The following is a 14,817-nucleotide window of genomic DNA, read 5'->3' on the forward strand; positions in this document are numbered from 1 at the left end:
AACAAGGCCGAGGAAGGCCGGCGGCAGGGATGAGCGAGGCGTCCCCGCGCAAGGCCCCGCGCCTTTTGCTGCCGGCTCTGCTCACGGCGCTCGGCACGCTCGTGCTGTGCGGGCTCGGCAGCTGGCAGATCGCGCGGATGAGCGAGAAGCAGGCCTATATTGCGCGGCTGAGCGAGCAGGCGGCAGGGCCGCCCGCACCGATGCCGCCAAGCGCGGAATGGGGCAGGCTTTCGCCGGCCGCGCTCGACCTCACTCATGTCGCCGCGGAGGGCAGCTATGTCGGGGATGGCTTCGCCAGCGTGCGCACCACCATCGCCTCCGGACCGCCCGGCTCGCGCCAGCTCTCGGGTTTCGGCCGCTGGATCTTCCAGGGACTGAGACTGGCGGATGGCGGGGTCGTCCTGGTCAATCGCGGCTTCGTTCCGGAAAGCCGGCTGCGGGAGGTCCATGCCTTGAGCGGACCCGTGCGGGTCACGGGCTTTCTGCGCGCGCCGGAAGGGCGCAACAGCTTCACGCCCGCCGAACTGCCGGCGCAGCGCGAATTCTTCACCCGCGACCCGGCCGCGATCGCCGCCTCGCTCGGTCTGCCGGCCGCGCCATTCTATCTGGAGGCCGAGCGACAGGGCGATGGCCTGACCCCGCCGGCCGGAGTCGATGTGCGCGAGCTGATCGCGCGCATCCCGGACAACCATCTCTCCTATGCGCTGACCTGGTTCGGGCTGGCCGCGACGCTGATCGGGGTTTTCGCGGCGTGGGTCTGGCAGGGGCGCAGGACGCCGAAGACGGTGTGACGCTCGCGGCCCGCAAAGGATTTTGCCCTCTGCCGCCGACAGGCCTATAGGTTCTGCGATCACCACAAAGGCTTTTCGACGTGCTGCATGTCTCCACCCGGGGGGAAGCCCCGGCGCTCTCCTTTTCCGACGCCCTGCTCGCGGGGCTCGCCCGTGACGGCGGGCTCTATCTGCCGCGCACCTGGCCGAAGCTCGACGCCGCCATGATCGCCGGCTTTTCCGGCCAGCCTTATGCGGCGGTGGCGGAGACGGTCATCGGCGCGCTGAGCGACGGCGATGTCGAGCCCAAGGCGCTCGGCCGGATGATCCATGAGGCTTATGCGACCTTCCGCCACCCCGCGGTGTGCCCGCTGACGCAGATCGGCGACAACCTTTTCGTGCTGGAGCTGTTCCACGGCCCGACGCTCGCCTTCAAGGATGTGGCGATGCAACTGCTCGGGCGGCTGATGGACCATGTGCTCGGCCAGCGCGGCCAGCGCGCCACCATCATCGGCGCGACCTCCGGAGACACCGGCGGGGCGGCGATCGACGCCTTCAAGGGGTTGAAGAGCGTCGATGTCTTTATCCTCTACCCTCACGGCCGCGTCTCGGATGTCCAGCGCCGGCAGATGACGACGGTCGAGGCCGAAAACGTTCACGCGATCGCCGTCGAGGGCACCTTCGACGATTGCCAGAACCTGCTGAAGGCGATGTTCAACCATCACGCCTTCCGCGACGAGATCGGCCTGTCCGGCGTGAACTCGATCAACTGGGCGCGGATCGCGGCGCAGGTGGTCTATTATTTCACCGCCGCCGTCTCCCTCGGCGCGCCGCATCGCAAGGTGTCCTTCGCGGTGCCGACCGGCAATTTCGGCGATATCCTCGCCGGCTGGGTCGCCAAGCAGATGGGGCTGCCGATCGAGCGCCTGACCATCGCCACCAACAGCAACGACATCCTGACGCGGACGCTGCAGAGCGGGGTCTACGAGATGCGCGGCGTCGCGGCCACGACCTCGCCCTCGATGGACATTCAGATCTCGTCGAATTTCGAGCGGCTGCTGTTCGAGGCCTATGGCCGCGACGGCGCCGCCGTGAAGGGACTGATGCAGTCCCTCCAGCAATCGGGGCGCTTCGAGATCGCGCCTGAGCCGCTCGCGCGCATCCGGGCTGAGTTCGACGCGGCTGCGATGAGCGAAACCGAGATCGCCGCCGAAATCCGCGAGACCTGGACCGAGAGCGGCTATCTCCTCGATCCGCACAGCGCGATCGGCGTCGGCGCCGCCCGCCAGCGTCTGGCGCGCGACCCGGCCACGCCGGTCGTGGTGCTGGGCACCGCCCATCCGGCCAAGTTCCCGGCGGCGGTCGAGGCGGCCTGTGGCGTCGTGCCGAAGCTGCCGGCGCATCTGGCGGATCTGATGGAGCGGCCGGAGCGGTTCAGCGTGCTGCCGAACGAGATCGGCACGATCGAGCGCTTCGTCCGCGAACGGGCGCGCGCCGTCCGGGGAGCGGCGGCGTGAGCGTCGCGGCACCGGCCGAGATCGCCGAGATTGCAGCGCCGGCGACGGGGCACGGCGGGCACGATCCCGATGTCGCGCTGACGACGCTGCCTTCGGGCCTGCGGGTGGTCTCGCAGCGCATGGACCATGCCGCGACCGTCTCGCTGGGGCTGTGGATCGGCGCCGGCTCGCGGGACGAGCTGCCGCATGAGCACGGGCTCGCCCATCTGCTCGAACACATGGCCTTCAAGGGCACGGCGCGGCGCAATGCCCGCCAGATCGCCGAGGAGATCGAGAGCGTCGGCGGGGACCTCAACGCCGCCACCAGCGTCGAATACACCTGCTACACAGCTCGCGTGCTCGGCTCCGACCTGCCGCTGGCGGTCGATATCCTCGCCGACATCGTCACCTCCCCGGCGCTGACGGAGGAGGAGCTGAAGCGCGAGAAGGGCGTGATCCTGCAGGAGATCTCGGCGGTCCAGGATACGCCGGACGATCTGGTCTACGACCGCTTCCTGCAGGCGGCCTTCCCGGACCAGCCGATCGGCCGGCCGATCCTGGGAACGGCGCAGACGGTGAAGAGCTTCACGCCCGACGCGATCCGCGCCTATCTCGCCCGCAACTACCATGCCGGCAACATCGTGCTGGCGGCTTCCGGCTCCGTCGATCATGCCGAACTGGTGGCGCTGGCGCGCGAGCATCTGGCGTCGCTGCCGGAGACTCCCGCGCAGCCGACGCCGCGCGAGAACGGCGCCTATCGCGGCGGCGAGGCGCGCATCGGCTCCGACGAGGAGCAGGTGCATCTCGTCATCGGCCTGCCCGGCAAGCCCTTCGCCAACGGCCAGCATTACGCGCTGCAGATCTTCGCCTCGGTGCTGGGCGGGGGCATGTCGTCGCGGCTGTTTCAGGAGGTGCGCGAGGAGCGCGGCCTGGCCTATGCCGTCGACGCTTTCCACTGGCCCTTCTCCGATTGCGGCGTGTTCGGCATCGGGGCCGGCACCGCGCCGGAGGATGTCGGCGAGCTGGTCGAGGTCGCGCTCGCCTGCCTGCGTCAGGCGGCGGAGGATGTCACGGAGATCGAGGTGGCGCGCGCAAGGGCGCAGATGAAGGTCGGGCTGCTGGCCTCTCTGGAAAGCCCGGGCGGGAAGCTGGAGCAGATGGCGCGGCAGGTGCTGCTGTTCGGCCGCGCGGTTCCGCGCGAGGAGCTGGCGGCACGGCTCGATGCCGTCACGCTGGAGGCCGTGCGCGCGGCCGGGCGCAGTCTGCTCGGCCACCAGCCGACGATCGCGGCCGTCGGGCCGCTGCACGGATTGCCGACGGCCAAGCGGCTGCGGCAGGCGGCGCGGGCGGCGGACTGAGCGCCATGGCCCTCTTCCGCTTCCCCAGCGAACCGCAGAGCCGCCCGCTGATCCGGACGGCCAATCTCTATCTGCGTGCGCCGGATGCGGATGATTATTCCGCCTGGGCGGTGTTGCGGATGGAAAGCCGCGAGTTCCTGACGCCCTGGGAGCCGACCTGGAACGAGGACGACCTCACCCGCGCCTCGTTCCGGCTGCGCGCCAAACGCGCCGCCCGCGAGATCGCGAGCGACGAGGCCTATTCGCTCTTCGTCTTCGAGGCGCATTCGGAGGCACTTCTCGGCGGCCTGACGCTGGGGCTGATCCGCCGCGGCGTCGCGCAGGCCTGCACGCTGGGCTACTGGATGGGCCAGCGCCATGCCGGCAAGGGCCACATGACCGAGGCCGTGCGCGGAGCGCTGCGCTTCGCCTTCTCGGAGCTGGCGCTCCACCGGGTCGAGGCGGCCTGCCTGCCCAACAACGATCCCTCGCGGCGCCTGCTCGAGCGGGTCGGCTTCCGGCATGAGGGGCTGGCGCGCGGCTATCTCAAGATCAACGGTACGTGGTCCGACCATCTACTCTATGCCGCCCTGTCCTCCGACCGGGCCGGCGGCGGCCCGATTTGAGCCGGGCGGTGGATGGTGGCCCGCGCTTGCCTTGCCCTCGCCACGAGCCCCGGCTACGAAAATTCGTTCAATATCGAACGATCGTCCTTCGCCTGATCACCGAGCGCAGCTTGCCCCTCTTCGAGCGACTTTTCCGCGCCGGCCTGGCCGTCGTCGGCCTGACCCTGTGGTTCAGCCTCGCCGGTATCGCGCCGGCGGGCGCCGTCGATGCCGTGCGGGTGCCGCTTGACGCGCCGGTGATCGACCTCACCCGCATCGTCGAGCGCAACAAATCCGACGGCGACGTCATCCAGATTTCCACCGCAGCGGGGCCGGACGGCATCGTGCGGCGCATAGCCGTGAAGGCGCGCGAGGCGGGCGCCCGGCCGGACTGGATCGTCTTCGCGCTCACCAATGATTCCGACGAGCAGATCGACCGGCTGCTGGTGGCGCCCTTCCACCGCCTGATCGGTTCGGGCGTGGTCTGGCCCGATCTCGGCGACAAGCGCATCGAGGCGGTGACCGCCAGCCAGGGCCTCTCGCCCGACCGCGAGGCGAGCCCGGACGCCGACGTCTTCCTGATCACGCTCGACCCCGGCACCACCGTCACCTTCGTCGCCGAGCTGAAATCGCCCAACCTGCCCCAGCTCTATCTCTACGAGCCCGACGCCTATCGCCAGAAGACCAACGGGCTGACGCTCTACAAGGGCATCATCATCGGCATCGCCGGCCTGCTGGCGCTGTTCCTGACCATCATCTTCGTGGTGAAGGGCGCGGTCATCTTCCCGGCCGCCGCCGCGCTGGCCTGGGCCGTTCTGGCCTATGCTGGCCTGGATTTCGGCTTCTTCCAGCGCCTCTTCCCGCTCACCCCGCAGATCGAGCGCATCTATCGCGCGGGCGCCGAGGTGGTGCTGGCGGCGACGCTGGTCGTCTTCCTCTTCGCCTATCTCAACCTGTCGCGCTGGCATGTGCGCTATGGGCACATCACGATTTTGTGGATCCTGGGGCTGGCCGGCCTGGTAGGCCTCGCCGTCTTCGACGCGCCGATGGCGGCGGGCATCGCGCGCATCTCCATCGCGGCCGTGGCGGCGATCGGCTTCATCCTCGTCGTGCATCTGGCCACCCATGGCTATGAGCGGGCGGTGATGCTGATCCCGACCTGGTTCCTGCTCGCGGTGTGGGTCACCGCCGCCGGCTTCACCGTGACGGGGCAGTTCCAGCGGGACCTGGTGGCGCCAGCGCTGCTGGGCGGGCTCGTGCTGATCGTGCTGCTGATCGGCTTCACCGTGATCCAGCACGCCTTCGCGGGCTCCGGCCTGTCGCAGGGGCTGGTTTCCGACACGGAGCGCCGCGCGCTGGCGCTCTCCGGCTCGGGCGACCTCGTCTTCGACTGGGACGTCAGCGCCGACCGCATCTTCGTCTCGCCGCAGATCGAGGTTCTGCTCGGTTTGCCCAAGGGCACGCTCGAAGGCTCGGCCTCGCGCTGGCTCGAGCTCATGCATGTCTCCGATCGCGACCGCTATCGCGTCACGCTCGACGCGGTGCTGGAGCAGCGGCGCGGCAAGCTCAATCTCGATGTGCGGCTGCGCGCCGCCAGCGGCGCCTATCACTGGCTCAACATCAAGGCGCGGCCGGTGCTGGGCTCGGACGGCGAGGTGATCCGCGTGATCGGCACGCTCGCCGACGTCACCGACCAGCGCACGGCGCAGGAGCGGCTGCTCCACGACGCCGTCCACGACAATCTGACAGGGCTGCCCAACCGCAAGCTGTTTCAGGACCGGCTGGGCGCGATCTTCGGCTTCACCCGCGCCGACGACAATATCCGCCCGACCGTGCTGGTGATCGATGTCGACCGCTTCAAGCAGGTCAACGAGTCGATCGGGTTCTCGGCGGGCGATTCAATCCTGCTGACGCTGGCCCGCCGGCTCGGCCGGCTGCTGCGGGCGCAGGACACGCTGGCGCGCATCGGCGGCGACACCTTCGCGATGATCCTGGTTTCCGAGCGCGATCCCGAGCGCATCCTGGCGCTGGCGGAACTGGTGCGCCGCGCCGTCTCGACGCCGATCACCTATGCCGAGCGCGAGATCGTGCTGACGCCCTCGATCGGGCTGGCGCTGTTCGACCCCTCGCCCGCCGCGCGCAAGGACGATGCGCTGAAGAATGCGGAGCTCGCCATGGCCCATGCCAAGCGCCAGGGCGGCAACAAGATCGAGATCTTCGTGCCGGCGATGCGGACCGACCGCAACGACCGCCTCGCGCTGGAAAGCGATCTGCGCCGGGCGATCGAGCGCGGCGAGATCCAGGTGATGTACCAGCCGATCGTGCGGCTGGAGGACCGGACCATCGCCGGTTTCGAGGCGCTGGTGCGCTGGGACCATCCGCGCGAAGGCCGGCTGATGCCGCAGGACTTCCTCGCCATCGCCGAGGAGACGGGCTTGATCGTCGATCTCGGCGTCTATGTGATGGACAAGACGGCGCGGGAGCTGGAAGCCTGGCAGGCGGCGCTGGAGGTCGATCCGCCGATCTTCGCGAGCGTCAACGTCTCGAGCCGGCAGCTGCTGCGCCACGACCTGCTGCACGACGTGAAGACCGTACTCGGCCGCCGGCGCGTGTTGCCGGGCACGCTGAAGCTCGAGATCACCGAGAGCCTGGTGATGGAGAACCCCGAATATGCCGCGCAGATGCTCCACCGCATCCGCGACCTCGGCGCGGGCTTGTCGCTCGACGATTTCGGCACGGGTTATTCTTCGCTGTCCTATCTGCAGCGCTTCCCGTTCGACACGATCAAGATCGACCAGAGCTTCGTGCGGCAGATGGGCCATGGCCGCCCGCCGGTGATCCTGCGCTCGATCGTGCAGCTCGCCGGGGATCTCGGCATGGATGTGGTCGCGGAAGGCGCCGAGAGCGAGTCCGACGCGATCGAGCTCTACCAGCTGGGCTGCCAATACGCGCAGGGCTACATCTTCGGCCAGGCGATGAGCGCAGCCGAAGCGCGCCGCCTGATGGGCGCCGCCAGCGTCGCAGCGACGGAAGCGGCCTAGACCGACACCTTTTTTGCTCGAAGGTCAGGCCCGCGCCTGCCGCCATCGGTCAGGCGTGACCCGCCTCGCGCGAAAGAAACGCCGGGTCGATGCCGATCTTGCCCAGCGCGCGCTGGTATTTGGTGTCGACGCCGTCGTCGAAGAGCAGGGCCGGGTCGGCCTCGCAATGCAGCCAGCCATTGGACTGGATTTCCGCTTCGAGCTGGCCCGCGCCCCAGCCGGCATAGCCGAGCGCCAGCACGGCGCTGGCCGGCCCGTTGCCGCCCGCGATGGCGCGCAGGATGTCCAGCGTCGCGGTGAGGCAGATGCCATCGTCGATCGGCAGTGTCGCCGATTCCAGGAAGAAATCCGCCGTGTGCAGCACGAAACCGCGCTTGGTCTCGACCGGCCCGCCCCGCAGCACCTGCATGCGTTCGGCGGCGCTGGGCAGGCGGATCGCCTCCTCGGAATCGATCACGTCGAGCTGGACGAGCAGATCGGGAAAGCGCGTGTCGCCGGCCGGCTTGTTGACGATGATGCCCATCGCCCCATCCTCGGAATGGGCGCACAGATAGACGACGGAACGGCTGAAGCGCGGATCGGCCATGCCGGGCATGGCGATCAGGCACTGGCCTTCCAGGTAGTTGCGGCCGCCGAGGCGCTTCTGTGAGCCGATCTTCATCCGAGCATGCTAGATCATGGAATCCGCAGGTGGAAAGCCCTTTCGGCAAAGGCCGCACGGCCATCCGCGAGAGCGAGCGCGACACATCCCTTCGAGCGCGCGCCGGCCGGCGGCGAAGGCGCATCGCGATTGCGCCGCAATCACCGGGCATCAAGAGCGCCTCCCGACATCGCAAGCGCGTGAGGAACCAAGGTTTTGGTCGCATTTCGTCACGGCAATCGCTAAGGCAGGACCGTGATCCGGATTTTGTCCCTTCTGGCACTATATCTGTCGCTTCTCGCCGGCCCGGCTTGGGCGCAGGAGACGGTGACGGAGGCCGCCGTCTCGCCCTGGTCCGTCGGCGAGCATGCCAAGCTGCGCCTGATCGCGGGCCCCACGGCCGCGAGCGGCAAGCAGCGCATCGGCGTCGAGATCGTGATGGCGCCGGGTTACAAGACCTATTGGCGCAGCCCCGGCGAATTCGGCGTGCCGCCGCGTTTCGACTGGTCCGGCTCGACCAATATCGGCGGGCTGGACGTGCGCTGGCCGGCGCCGCAACGCTTCGAGGATTCGGCCGGCTTCTCGGTCGGCTATGTCGGCGAGGTGGTGATCCCGGTGTCGCTGCAGCCGGTCGATCCGACCCGGCCCGTGCTGGTGGTGCTGAAGCTGGAATTCGCGATCTGCCAGAAGATCTGCATCCCCGCCCAAGGCGAGGCGCGGCTGTGGCTGGAGCCCGGCGTGACCGCGGTGAGCTCGCCGCGGCTGGAGAGCTTCGAGGCGCGCGTTCCCGCGCCGGTCAAGCCCGGCCCGCATCGCGAGAAGACCGCGATCATCGAGGCGCGGCCGGACGAGACGGTGGTGGATCCGGGCCTGAAGCTCGTTCTGCAGGTGCCCGCCGGCGGCGGCATCGACGACATTTTCGTCGAGGGGCCTGGCATGTGGTCCTTCGGCCGGCCTCGGCTCACACCCCAGGCGGATGGCACGGTGCTGGCCCAGATCCGCATCAACGAGCGGCCCAAGGGCGCCTCCGGCCCGGTCCCGCTGATCTTCACCATCACAGGCACACCCAAGCCCGTCGAGACGCGGCTGGAACTCGACATTCCGCCGGCCAAGCCCTAATCGGAAAGCACGGCGGCCGGGGTGCCCCGAACTTCCAGCGAGGACAGGCGCATGACGATCAAGGTGGGTGACAAGCTTCCGCAGGCGACGTTCCGCATCATGACCGCAGACGGGCCGGCCGCGAAGACGACCGAAGACCTGTTCAAGGGCCGAAAGGTCGTGCTGTTCGCGGTGCCGGGCGCCTTCACCCCGACCTGCCACAAGAACCACCTGCCGGGCTTCGTGGAAAAGGCCGCCGCGATCAAGGCCAAGGGCGTCGACGCGATCCTGACCACCTCGACCAACGACGTCTTCGTGCTCGACGCCTGGGCCAAGGCGACGGGCGCGGCGGGCACACTCGAATTCCTCTCCGACGGCAATGGCGATTTCGCCAAGGCCATCGGCCTGTCGATGGACGGCACCGGCTTCGGCATGGGCATCCGCTCCCAGCGCTATTCCATGCTGGTGGATGACGGCGTGGTGAAGTCGCTCAATGTCGAGGACGCCCCCGGCAAGGCCGACGCCTCCGGCGCGGAAACGATGCTCGGCCAGCTCTGAGCCTTCACGAAGGTTCCAGCCTCACATGAAGAAGCCCGTGCGAGCCGATCGCGCGGGCTTTTGCATTGCGGCCCGCGAGAGGCCTGCCGGCTTCAGCCATAGATCCAGCCCGCCATCGCCGCATAGATCGGGATGCCGAGCACCATGTTGAAGGGGAAGGTCAGCGCCAGCGAACAGGTCAGATAATAGCCGGGGTTCGCCTCGGGCAGCGCCAGCCGCACCGCAGCCGGCGCGGCGATGTAGGAGGCACTGGCGGCGAGCGTGCCGAGGATGACCGCCCCGCCCTGGCTGAGGCCGGCCGCATGGGCCGCCGCGATGCCGAGCAGGCCGTGGAGCACGGGCGCCACGATCGCGAAGGCTGCGAGCTTCAAGCCCACCTGCCGGAAATCGCCCGCCCGGCTCGCGGCCAGCCGGCCGAGTTCCAGCAGGAACAGGCAGAGCATTCCCTGAAAGAGATCCACGAAGAAGGGCTTGACCTTGGCCATGCCCGCCTGACCGGCGAGGGCGCCGATCAGCAGGCCACCGGCGAGCAGGACGATGCTCTTGGAGGACAGCACCTCGCCGAGCACTGCCGCCATGCGGTTGCCCCCGAAAGCGGAGAAGCCGGGCCCGCCCTCAAGCGTGGCGACGCCGCCGCCGGCCGGCACCACCGGCGTCGCCAGCCGGGCTGCGCCGGCCAGGCCGAGCGCGACCACGATGGCGGGGACCTCCATGAGCGCCAGCAGGGCGGGCGCATAGCCCTCATAGGGCGTTCCCTGCCTGTCCAGCAGCGAGACCACCGCCGCGAAGGTAACCGCCGAGACGGAGCCGTAATGGGCTGCGAGCGCGGCCGCATCGGCCGTGCCGAGCCCGGCCCAGAGCCGCAGCATGGCGTAGCACCAGAGCGGGATGGCGCAGCCGAGCGCCAGGGCGGCAGCCACGGCGGCGGCGAGCTCGGAGAGCGAGCGATCGGCCAGCTCGACACCGCCTTTGAGACCGATGGCGAGCATCAGATAGATCGAGATGGCCGCGAAGACCGGCTCCGGGAGTTGGAGGTCGGATCGCAACATCACGGCGAACGCGCCAAGCGCGAAGCACAGGATGGCGGGCGAGAGCAGATTGGCGAGGGCGAGATCGAGGACTGTCATGACGGCGACCCTGCCCCAGCGCCATCCCATGTTGAACTAGATAGTTCTGGCGCCTGTCATTGAAATTCGCAATGATGGGGCATGTCAGCGCCTCTCGACTACGATCTGCTGCGGACCTTCGTCACGGCCGCCGAGGCCGGCAACCTCACCCGCGCCGGGGAGAGGCTGCGCCTGAGCCAGCCCACGATCAGCCTGCATCTCAAGCGGCTGGAGGACCGGCTGGGCTGCCGGCTGGTGGATCGCGGCCCGCGCAGCTTTCACCTGACAGGCGAAGGGGAAACCCTGCTGAGCTATGGCCGGCGCATCCTGGCTCTGTCGGCGGAGGTGGTGGACCGCCTGTCGGAGCCGACCATGGCCGGCACGGTGCGGCTCGGCACGCCGGAGGATTTCGCCACGGTGCATCTGCCGGGGGTGCTCGCCGCCTTCTCGCGGGCGCATCCGAACGTCACGCTGGAGGTCACGACCGACCTTACCCTCCATCTCATCGACCGTTTCCGGCTCGGCGAGTTCGATCTCGTGCTGGTCAAGCGCGAACCATTGGGGCCGAGCGAGGGGGTGAGGGTCTGGCGCGAGGCGCTGGTCTGGGCCTGCGCCGCCGAGCGGGACGCGGCCTTCGCCGACCCTGCCCAGGCCCTGCCGCTCGTCGTCTCACCACATCCTTGCGTGTATCGCCGCCGCGCGCTGAAAGCCCTCGACGATGCCGGGCGCGGCTGGCGCGTCGCCTATACCTCGACCTCGCTGGCGGGCGCGCAGGCCGCGGTGCGGGCCGGGCTCGGCGTCACCGTCCTGCCCGCCGGCATGGTCCCGCCCGACTTCAGGGTGCTGGATCACAAGGCCGGGCTGCCCCGCCTGCCCGAGGCCGAGATCGCGCTGATGATGGGCACCAGCCCGCCCCAGCCCAGCGACCGTCTGGCGCATCACATCGTGCGCTCCCTGACGGGAGAGGATCGCGAGCTGCCGGGGAGCGCCGCCGCTTCGCCCTCTCCCCTCCCTGTCACGCAGTGATGGTTTCGACATCCGCTTGTGATGAGACAAGCCTTCTGTCGCGAGGTTATGGTCGCGCCCCTGGGGAGCTCATCATGTCCGAGACCGTCGTCATCCGCCCGCTGACCGCTGCCGACCGGGAGGCGTGGCTCGGCCTCTGGCGCGGCTATCTCGATTTCTACAACGCGAAGGTTCCGGCCGGAGTCGACGACGTAACCTTCTCACGCCTCACCGGCGGCGACGAGCCGATGGGCGGGTTCCTCGCCGAGCGGGACGGGGTCGCGCTCGGGATGGTCAATTGGGTCATCCACCGCAGCACCTGGAACGAGAAGAACATCTGCTATCTGCAAGATCTCTTCACGGTGGCCGAGGCGCGCGGCGGCGGCATCGGCCGCAAGCTGATCGCGGCGGTCAACCAGATGGCGCGGGAGAACGATTGCTTCCGCGTTTACTGGATGACGCATGAGAGCAACCTGCAGGGACAGGCGCTCTACGACAAGGTGGCCGACAAGCCCGGCTTCATCATCTACCGCCAGCCTCTGGGCTGACGCTCGAGGCGGTGCCTTAGTTCGCTCGTCGCGCCGGGGCGAGCAGCAACACGAGCGCGCCCAGCGCCATCGAGGCGAGCGACCCGATCAGCACACCGATCTTGGTTTCGGCTTCGAGCGCCGGCATGCCGGCGAAGGCCAGCAGGCCGATGAACAGGCTCATGGTGAAGCCGATGCCGCAGAGCAGTGAGATGCCGTAGATCTGCATCCAGCCGGCCTGTGCCGGGCGCTGGGCGAAGCCCATCCGCACCGTCAGCCAGACGGTGCCGAAGACGCCGATCTGCTTGCCGAGCCACAGGCCCAGCGCCACGCCGAGCGTCACCGGGTCGAGCAGCATCTGCGGGCTGACGCCGCTCAGCGAGACGCCCGCATTGGCGAAGCCGAAGATCGGCACCACGAGGAACGCGCTCCAGGGATGCAGGCCGTGTTCGAGCCGGTGCAGCGGCGAATGCGGATCGTCCGGCTTGCCGGCGCTGGGGCGCAGCGGAATCGTCAGAGCCAGCAGCACCCCGGCGATGGTGGCGTGCACGCCCGATTTCAGGGTGAAGACCCACAGCAGCACGCCCAGCATCAGATAGGGCGAAAGCCGCGTGACGCCGGCGCGGTTGAGCCCGATCAGGACGGCCAGCGTCACGGCCGCGCCCGCCAGCATCGGCAGCGACAGGCCGCCGGTGTAGAACAGCGCGATGATGACGACCGCGCCGAGATCGTCGATAATCGCGAGCGCCGTCAGGAACACCTTGAGCGAGATCGGCACGCGGCTGCCGAGCAGAGCGAGAACGCCGAGCGCGAAGGCGATGTCCGTCGCCGCGGGAATCGCCCAGCCGCGCAGCGTCCCAAGCGAGTGCCAGTTCACGGCGACATAGACCAGCGCCGGGCCGGCCATGCCGCCGAGTGCGGCGATGCCCGGCAGGATGCGGTCCGGCCAGGTGCGCAGACGGCCATCGAGCAGCTCGCGCTTGATCTCCAGCCCGACGAGCAGGAAGAAGAGGGCCATCAGCCCGTCATTGATCCAGTGCAGCAGGCTGAGCGGGCCGAGATAGGCGGACAGCGCGGCGAAATAGCCAGGCGCGAGCGGTGAATTGGCGACGATCAGCGCCAGCGCGGCGCTGGCCATCAGAAGCAGGCCGGCGGCGGCTTCATTGCCGAGAAAGGCGCGCAGAGCGGAGGTCGGGCGGGGCGAGGTCACGGGGAGCAGACTCCTGGCAACAGGATTTTCCGCACCGGCGGCCCGACCGATGCCCTCAACCTGCCGGCCCCTCGCGGGCCGCGCACCCGCTCGCCCTATGACATGGCGATTTCCCAGCGGCAACCGCCCTCGGCGCGAAATCGCAGGTCAGCCGAATGTGGCGAGCGGATTGGCGTAGAGCGCGGCTGTGACGGCCAGATTGGCCGCGACGGCGAGCCAGAGCCAGAGATCGAGAGGAATGCGAAACGACATCGAACGACCCTCCGTGATGCCGAGACAATCCGCCGGCGCCCCACGCCGTTCCGGCCTGCGGGGCATTTGAGGCAAATGTCTCGGATCATGGTGAGCGGATGGTTAACGGCCGTGGCTGCTGCTCCTGGCTGGCGTGCGCGCTGCCTGCTTGCATGCGCCTAGGCCGTGAGCCATGTCTAGACTCTTGCGAGAACGACAGACGATGACGACCGCTCCCGAACTTTCCTCACTGTCGGGGCGACAGACGGAACGCCTGAGCCTGCGCATCCCCGCAACGGGAGACCTCCCGTTCGTCACGGAGCTGTTTAGCCTCCCGGCGCTCGTCGCCCATCGGCCGGACCCGACGCCCGACACGCCGGAGGCAAGCGCCGCGCGGCTCGCGAAGGACATGGCCCACTGGGAGCAACATGGCTTCGGCCGCTGGGCTGTCCTCCACCAAGGCCGTCTTATCGGCTTCGGCGGCGTCACCGTGAGCGAGAGCTTCACAGGCCTCAACCTCTCCTATCACCTGCACCCCTCTGCTTGGGGCCAGGGATTTGCCGGGGAGATCGTTCAGGCGGCGCTGTCGGCCGCGTTCGGGCAGTTGGGCGCCGCGCCCGTGATCGGCCTCGTACGGCCGGCTAACCCCGCATCGGCGAAGGTGCTGCAACGCGCAGGCTTCCAGCGCGACAGCGAGGTAATCCTGCACGGAGCGCCGACGTTTCTCTGGACCCTCGACCGGATCGCCCACGGCGCTTCAGGCGTCAGCGCCCCGGCTTGAACGGCGCCATCCCAGCGCGCGCGAGGGCGTCGGCCCGCTCGTTCCTCTCGTCGCCGGCATGGCCCTTGACCCATTTCCACTCGATCTTGTGCTGACCGAGCGCGGCGTCGAGGCGCTGCCAGAGCTCGGCGTTCTTCACCGGCTTCTTGTCGGCGGTGCGCCAGCCATTCTTCTTCCAGCCATGGATCCAGCCGGTGATGCCCTGGCGAAGATACTGGCTGTCGGTGTGGAGCGCGACGGTGCAGGGGCGCTTCAGCGCCTCCAGCGCCGCGATGGCCGCCATCAGCTCCATGCGGTTGTTGGTGGTCTGCGGCTCGCCACCGGAGAGCTCCTTCTCGACCCCGTTATAGGACAGGATCGCCCCCCAGCCGCCGGGGCCGGGGTTTCCGGAGCACGCCCCGTCCGTCCACAC

General features: G+C 68.9%; 14 protein-coding genes. 10 read left to right on the top strand and 4 right to left on the bottom strand.

The window, feature by feature from the left end; translation table 11 throughout:
* Nucleotides 1–29 precede the first annotated feature (29 nt).
* From ACOJTB_RS16560 to ACOJTB_RS16580, 5 genes are all read left to right on the top strand, one after another.
* Nucleotides 30–791: an SURF1 family protein gene (locus ACOJTB_RS16560; RefSeq protein ID WP_420103626.1), complete on the top strand. Its 762-nt coding sequence runs from the start codon at nt 30–32 to the stop codon at nt 789–791.
* Nucleotides 792–871: 80 nt separating this feature from the next.
* On the top strand, nt 872–2,287 hold the full coding sequence (gene thrC / locus ACOJTB_RS16565; RefSeq protein WP_420103627.1) for a threonine synthase: 1,416 nt from the start codon (nt 872–874) through the stop codon (nt 2,285–2,287).
* Nucleotides 2,284–3,624, top strand: a complete 1,341-nt coding sequence (locus tag ACOJTB_RS16570; protein WP_420103628.1) for a M16 family metallopeptidase — start codon at nt 2,284–2,286, stop codon at nt 3,622–3,624. Before thrC ends, ACOJTB_RS16570 begins: the two co-directional genes overlap by 4 nt.
* 5 nt (nt 3,625–3,629) lie before the next feature.
* Nucleotides 3,630–4,229, top strand: coding sequence for a GNAT family N-acetyltransferase (locus tag ACOJTB_RS16575; protein ID WP_420103629.1), 600 nt, complete (start codon nt 3,630–3,632; stop codon nt 4,227–4,229).
* A 110-nt stretch (nt 4,230–4,339) separates the two neighbouring features.
* Nucleotides 4,340–7,249 (top strand): EAL domain-containing protein, encoded by a 2,910-nt coding sequence (locus tag ACOJTB_RS16580; protein ID WP_420103630.1) that lies wholly within the window; start codon nt 4,340–4,342, stop codon nt 7,247–7,249.
* 49 nt (nt 7,250–7,298) lie between these two features.
* On the opposite strand, the gene ACOJTB_RS16585 is transcribed toward ACOJTB_RS16580, so the two are convergent.
* Entirely contained in the window at nt 7,299–7,910 is a 612-nt protein-coding gene (locus tag ACOJTB_RS16585) for a YqgE/AlgH family protein (RefSeq protein ID WP_420103631.1), read from the bottom strand.
* A 234-nt stretch (nt 7,911–8,144) separates the two neighbouring features.
* Between ACOJTB_RS16585 and ACOJTB_RS16590 the strand changes: the two genes are divergently transcribed.
* Nucleotides 8,145–9,008, top strand: coding sequence for a protein-disulfide reductase DsbD domain-containing protein (locus ACOJTB_RS16590; RefSeq protein ID WP_420103632.1), 864 nt, complete (start codon nt 8,145–8,147; stop codon nt 9,006–9,008).
* A gap of 51 nt (nt 9,009–9,059) precedes the next feature.
* Nucleotides 9,060–9,545, top strand: coding sequence for a peroxiredoxin (locus ACOJTB_RS16595; RefSeq protein ID WP_420103633.1), 486 nt, complete (start codon nt 9,060–9,062; stop codon nt 9,543–9,545).
* A 92-nt stretch (nt 9,546–9,637) separates the two neighbouring features.
* On the opposite strand, the gene ACOJTB_RS16600 is transcribed toward ACOJTB_RS16595, so the two are convergent.
* Entirely contained in the window at nt 9,638–10,672 is a 1,035-nt protein-coding gene (locus ACOJTB_RS16600) for a sodium-dependent bicarbonate transport family permease (protein ID WP_420103634.1), read from the bottom strand.
* Between the two features lie 81 nt (nt 10,673–10,753).
* Between ACOJTB_RS16600 and ACOJTB_RS16605 the strand changes: the two genes are divergently transcribed.
* Nucleotides 10,754–11,677 carry a LysR substrate-binding domain-containing protein gene (locus ACOJTB_RS16605; RefSeq protein WP_420103635.1) on the top strand — a complete coding sequence of 308 codons (924 nt, stop codon included), beginning with the start codon at nt 10,754–10,756 and terminating at the stop codon, nt 11,675–11,677.
* 74 nt (nt 11,678–11,751) lie between these two features.
* A complete protein-coding gene (locus ACOJTB_RS16610) occupies nt 11,752–12,204 on the top strand; it encodes a GNAT family N-acetyltransferase (protein ID WP_420103636.1) in 453 nt (150 codons plus the stop codon).
* A gap of 16 nt (nt 12,205–12,220) precedes the next feature.
* Here the strand turns inward: ACOJTB_RS16610 and nhaA are convergent, their stop codons facing one another.
* Nucleotides 12,221–13,393 (bottom strand): Na+/H+ antiporter NhaA, encoded by a 1,173-nt coding sequence (gene nhaA, locus ACOJTB_RS16615; protein ID WP_420103637.1) that lies wholly within the window; start codon nt 13,391–13,393, stop codon nt 12,221–12,223.
* 454 nt (nt 13,394–13,847) lie between these two features.
* Here nhaA and ACOJTB_RS16620 point away from each other — a divergent pair, with 454 nt between their 5' ends.
* Nucleotides 13,848–14,405 carry a GNAT family N-acetyltransferase gene (locus ACOJTB_RS16620; protein ID WP_420103638.1) on the top strand — a complete coding sequence of 186 codons (558 nt, stop codon included), beginning with the start codon at nt 13,848–13,850 and terminating at the stop codon, nt 14,403–14,405.
* On the opposite strand, the gene rnhA is transcribed toward ACOJTB_RS16620, so the two are convergent.
* Nucleotides 14,389–14,817, bottom strand: a 429-nt coding sequence (gene rnhA, locus ACOJTB_RS16625) for a ribonuclease HI (protein ID WP_420103639.1), incomplete at its 5' end; no start/stop codon positions are given. The two genes, ACOJTB_RS16620 and rnhA, sit on opposite strands and share 17 nt — an antisense overlap.

Source organism: Allobosea sp., assembly GCF_048595345.1.
In the GTDB taxonomy this organism is placed as follows: domain Bacteria; phylum Pseudomonadota; class Alphaproteobacteria; order Rhizobiales; family Beijerinckiaceae; genus Allobosea.

What these genes read in the sequence shown, in the direction of transcription:
- ACOJTB_RS16605 (WP_420103635.1), top strand. Translation starts at nt 10,754, where the DNA reads ATGTCAGCGCCTCTCGACTACGATCTGCTGCGGACCTTCGTCACGGCC.
- ACOJTB_RS16575 (WP_420103629.1), top strand. Translation starts at nt 3,630, where the DNA reads ATGGCCCTCTTCCGCTTCCCCAGCGAACCGCAGAGCCGCCCGCTGATC.
- ACOJTB_RS16610 (WP_420103636.1), top strand. Translation starts at nt 11,752, where the DNA reads ATGTCCGAGACCGTCGTCATCCGCCCGCTGACCGCTGCCGACCGGGAG.
- ACOJTB_RS16620 (WP_420103638.1), top strand. Translation starts at nt 13,848, where the DNA reads ATGACGACCGCTCCCGAACTTTCCTCACTGTCGGGGCGACAGACGGAA.
- ACOJTB_RS16560 (WP_420103626.1), top strand. Translation starts at nt 30, where the DNA reads ATGAGCGAGGCGTCCCCGCGCAAGGCCCCGCGCCTTTTGCTGCCGGCT.
- ACOJTB_RS16600 (WP_420103634.1), bottom strand. Translation starts at nt 10,672, where the DNA reads ATGACAGTCCTCGATCTCGCCCTCGCCAATCTGCTCTCGCCCGCCATC.
- ACOJTB_RS16585 (WP_420103631.1), bottom strand. Translation starts at nt 7,910, where the DNA reads ATGAAGATCGGCTCACAGAAGCGCCTCGGCGGCCGCAACTACCTGGAA.
- ACOJTB_RS16595 (WP_420103633.1), top strand. Translation starts at nt 9,060, where the DNA reads ATGACGATCAAGGTGGGTGACAAGCTTCCGCAGGCGACGTTCCGCATC.